At 30.5% G+C, this 5,147-nt stretch carries 3 protein-coding genes; all 3 read left to right on the top strand.

The genetic code is table 11. The features are described 5' to 3' along the window. Positions 1-5: 5 nt before the first annotated feature. The 3 genes from lonB to yihA all read left to right on the top strand — a co-directional run bounded on the left by lonB (position 6) and on the right by yihA (position 5,021). Positions 6-1,646, top strand: coding sequence for an ATP-dependent protease LonB (gene lonB, locus E6248_RS12795; protein WP_396335154.1), 1,641 nt, complete (start codon positions 6-8; stop codon positions 1,644-1,646). Positions 1,647-2,095: 449 nt separating this feature from the next. Next, positions 2,096-4,429, top strand: coding sequence for an endopeptidase La (gene lon / locus E6248_RS12790; protein ID WP_316341177.1), 2,334 nt, complete (start codon positions 2,096-2,098; stop codon positions 4,427-4,429). Next, positions 4,425-5,021, top strand: coding sequence for a ribosome biogenesis GTP-binding protein YihA/YsxC (gene yihA, locus E6248_RS12785; protein WP_316341179.1), 597 nt, complete (start codon positions 4,425-4,427; stop codon positions 5,019-5,021). Before lon ends, yihA begins: the two co-directional genes overlap by 5 nt. The last annotated feature ends 126 nt before the right edge of the window (positions 5,022-5,147 follow it).

Below are 5,147 nucleotides of genomic sequence, written 5' to 3'. Positions count from 1 at the left end.
CAACTATGCTACTCTTTATCTATTACATATTTAGCAATAGCAGAGGAAGTAATAATAATAAAGTTATTATTGAAAAAGAAAATACAAAAGAGATGGAAAAGTTAAGGCAAATGAGAAGTATAGAATTAACAGAGCCATTAACAGAAAAGAGCAGACCAAATAGTTTTGAAGAAATAATAGGTCAAGAGGAAGGGATAAAGGCTTTAAAAGCTGCATTATGTGGACCAAATCCACAACATGTTATAATATATGGTCCCCCTGGAGTTGGAAAAACTGCTGCAGCGAGATTAGTTATGGCAGAAGCGAAAAAAAGCAGTAAATCACCATTTAAAAAAAATGCTAAATTTATTGAAATAGATGCTACAACAATAAGATTTGATGAAAGAGGGATTGCAGATCCACTTATAGGCTCTGTACATGATCCTATATATCAAGGGGCTGGTTCTTTTGGAATAGCAGGTATTCCTCAACCTAAACCAGGGGCTGTAACAAAGGCCCACGGAGGAGTTTTATTTATGGATGAAATTGGTGAACTCCACCATATAGAGTTAAATAAATTATTAAAGGTACTTGAAGATAGAAAAGTATTTTTAGATAGTGCTTACTATAGCAGTGAAAATCCCAATATGCCCGATTATATAAAAGAAATATTTGATAATGGTTTACCAGCAGATTTTAGATTAATAGGGGCAACTACTAGAAGCCCTGAAGAAATAGTACCTGCAATAAGATCAAGATGTGTAGAGATATTCTTCAGATCACTACATGTTGATGAGATAAAAAAAATTGCTGGCAATGCTGTAAATAAAGTAGGATTAAGCGTAGATGAAAAAGCTCTTAATATAATTTCAAAATATTGTACTAATGGTAGAGATGTAGTTAACTTAGTTCAATTAGCATCAGGGATAGCTATAAATGAAGATCGAATTAACTTGAGTGTTGAAGATGTTCTATGGGTAATAGAAAACGGAAATTATACAGAGATACCAGATAAAAAGATTAAAGATAAATCTGAAGTTGGCCTGGTAAATGGTCTTGCAGTTCATGGGGCTAATATAGGAATATTAATGGAGATAGAAGCTACAGCTAGAAAGGTTAGTAAAAGGTTTGGAACTTTAAAAGTAAGCGGAATAGTTGAGGAAGAAGAAATAACTAGTAGAAATAGAAAGATAAAAAGAAAAAGCACTGCATATTCCTCTGTGCAAAATGTCCTTACAGTTTTAAATAATGTTTTTAATTTAGAATGTGAAAATTATGATATACATATTAATATTCCAGGTGGAATGCCTGTGGATGGACCATCTGCAGGAATAACTATAGCAACTGCAATATATAGTGCAATAAAAAATATTAAAATAAGTAGTACAATAGCAATGACAGGAGAAATAAGTCTTTTAGGAGATGTTAAGGCTATTGGTGGAGTTAATGCAAAGGTCATGGCAGCCAAAAAATCAGGAGCTAAAAAGGTAGTAATACCTAAGGAGAACTGGAAAGAAAGTTTTAAGGATTTAGAAGGAATAGAAATTGTTGCAGTTGGAACAATAAAAGAAGTTATAAAAGAAGCAATAGTAAATGAGAAGGTTGTTGAAAATATAGTAGTAAACAATAGTAGTATTGATATATTATCTGCTAAGGCTGAAGAATAAAGTGATTATTAGCTTCAGATGGAGTTTTCTTAAAAATAGGGAACCGGAATTTTGTATTTTGTGTGAATCACTTTCACAGTGTGCAGGATATTTACTCCATCTGAAGTTTAGAAGAACTAATCTAGGCGTGTAGCAGTGCTTAACTCCCACTTTGAAAAGATGGGAGTATTAGCAATGGTAGCGATCGGATAAAATAGGGGATCTTTTAATTAGGGTTGTCACAAGGCAACCCATTATTATTTTTTATGTAATTTCTTTATGTTCTCATTGCTAATTAGTAAAGATGTATTATAATATAAATAATATAGAATTCTCAATAATTAATACCTATTAATAATAAATATTGATTATTGAAGCTAATAGCTAAATAACTTGAAATAGATTGAAAAAACTTAATTTTATGTGTATACTATAAAAGTTATATACAAAATACAAGGAGGATGGGAATAATGAGTGAAAAGTTAAAAACTCTACCTTTAATTCCTTTAAGAGGAATTAGTATCTTTCCTAATATGGTAATGCATTTTGATGTAGGAAGAGAAAAGTCAAAGGCGGCTATAGAAGCTGCTATGGACAATAAAGCTGAAATCTTCTTATCTACTCAAAAGGATTATGAAATTGAAGAACCTGAATTCAATGATATATATGAAATTGGAACTATATGTAGGATAAAACAAATTGTAAAATTACCTTTCGAAGTAATTAGAGTACTTGTAGAAGGTGTAGATAGAGGTAGATTAATAAGTTTAAATGAGGAAGCAGAGGAGTTTTTAGAGGCAAATATAGAAACTGTAGATGTTCCTTCAAATGATGAATATGAAAATGTAGAGGCATATACTAAGTCTCTAAAAAAAGGGTTTACTAAATTTATAAAGGCTTCTGGAAATACGAGAGGCAATGTCCTATCAATTTTTGATGAAATTAAAAACTTTAGTAAACTAGTTGATATGATAGCATCTTATGTTATTGTTGATGAAGAAAAAAGACAAGAGATATTACAAGAGTTAGATAGTATTAAGAGAGTAGAAAAGCTTTTAGTAATTATTGAAAATGAAGTTCAAATATTAAATGTAGAAAAGAAAATTGGAAATAAGCTTAAGGAAAGTGTTGATAAATCACAAAGAGAATACTATATTAGAGAGCAAATTAAAGTTCTTCAAGAAGAAATTGGAGAAGATGACGAAGATAAAAAAGAAATATCTAAGTATGAAGAAAGAATAAATAAGGCTAAGTTACCTAAATATGTAAGGGAGAAAGCTGAAAGTGAATTAAATAGACTTAGAGCTTCTGCTGGACAAGGATCAGAAAGCAATGTAATTAGAAATTATTTAGACTGGATTTTAGATATTCCTTGGAATAAATCAACTAAAGACAGCTTCGATATTAATAAGGCAGAAGAAATATTAAATAAAGAGCATTATGGTTTAGAAGAAGTCAAAGAAAGAATAATAGAATATTTAGCAGTTAAGAAGTATACAAATACATTAAAGGGACCTATATTATGTTTAGTTGGTCCTCCAGGAGTAGGTAAGACTTCAATTGCGAAATCAATAGCAAATGCCACTAATAGAAAGTATTCAAGAATGTCTTTAGGTGGTGTAAGGGATGAAGCTGAAATAAGGGGACATAGGAAAACATATGTTGGAGCAATCCCTGGTAGATTAGCTTATTCTTTAAAAGAAACTAAGGTTAACAACCCATTAATATTACTAGATGAAATAGATAAACTTGGCTCAGATCATAGAGGAAATGTAGCAGATGCTCTATTAGAAGTATTAGATAGTGAACAAAATAATACTTTCAGAGATCATTATTTAGAGTTAGATATGGACCTATCTAAGGTGCTATTTATTACAACAGCAAATTCTTTAGATACTGTACCTACGCCTCTATTAGATAGAATGGAAGTAATTGAAGTATCAGGCTATACTTATGAGGAAAAGTATCATATTGCTAAAGATCACTTAATTCCAAAACTATTAAAGGAACATAAGATAAAGGAAGATGAATTTAAGATTTCTGAAGCTGCACTTAAGGATATAATTAACTTCTATACAAGAGAAGCTGGAGTTAGAAGCTTAGAGAGAGTATTAGGAAAGATTATTAGAAAGACTTTAACTGAAATGATTAAGAAGGATAAAAAGTCTATAAATATTTCAGCAAATAGATTAGAAAAGTATTTAGGACCTAAGATATTCGAATATGATGTTAAAGACGTTGAAGATAGAGTTGGAGTAGTTAAGGGAATGGCTTGGACAGCTGCTGGTGGAGATACATTACCAGTTGAATCAGTAACTATGAATGGACAAGGAAAGTTAGTGTTAACAGGTCAATTAGGTGATGTTATGCAAGAATCTGCTAAGATTGCTTACGGCTTTGTGAGAGCTAATGCTAGCAAGTATGGAATAGATGAAGACTTTTATAAGAAGACTGATATCCATATTCATTTCCCAGAAGGAGCTATTAAGAAGGATGGACCTTCTGCAGGTGTTACTATCATTACCTCAATAGTATCTGCATTAACTAATAAGAAGGTAAGAAGCAATGTAGCTATGACTGGAGAAGTTACCTTAACAGGTAGGGTCTTAGCTATAGGTGGATTAAAAGAAAAGTCAATTGCAGCTTATAGAGCTGGAATTGAGACTATAATAATACCAAAAGAAAATGAAAAAGATATAAACAAAATACCTGATGTTGTTAAGAATAAACTAGAAATAATAACAGCTGATCATGTTGATAAGGTATTAAATAAAGCTATAATTGGAGTGGATACAATTGATTAAAATTAAAAATTCAGACTTTGTAACATCAGCAGTAAAAAAAGAACAATATCCAATTACTGGACTTCCTGAAATTGCATTTGTAGGTAGATCTAATGTAGGAAAGAGTTCTATAATAAATGCTTTAACTAATAGAAAAAAATTAGCTAAAGTAAGCCAGACACCTGGAAAAACTAGACTTATTAACTTTTTTGTAATTAATAATGGAGAATTCCATTTAGTTGATTTACCAGGATATGGATATGCCAAGGTTTCAAAGACTGAAAAAGCTAGTTGGGGTAATACTATTGAAACATACTTAAGTGGTCGTAGTGAATTGAAAAGAGTGGTACTATTAGTAGATTCAAGACATAAACCAACAGCAGATGATATACAAATGCATGAATGGATTAAGTTCTATGGATATGATGAAGTTATTATAGCAACGAAGAGTGACAAACTTTCAAATAATGAGTTAAGAAAAAAAGAAAAAGATATTAGAGATACTTTAAAATTAACTAAAGAAGATACTTTATACTTCTTTTCATCAGTTAATAAAAAAGGTAGAGATGAATTAATTGATAATCTTTTTAATATATTAGTAGAAAATGAATAGTCTATTAATATCATAAGGTATTTTGAGATAATAGATAATTAAATACAGTAACTAAAAAGCCCTCTGTTTAAGTACAGAGGGCTTTTATGTATGAAATAATTTTATTAAATGGGCTATATGTAATAG

This window comes from Clostridium sp. (assembly GCF_032552055.1).
In the GTDB taxonomy this organism is placed as follows: Bacteria; Bacillota; Clostridia; order Clostridiales; family Clostridiaceae; genus Clostridium.
The sequence above is the reverse complement of the archived record's forward strand: the minus strand, read 5'-3'. Positions and strand labels throughout refer to the sequence as shown.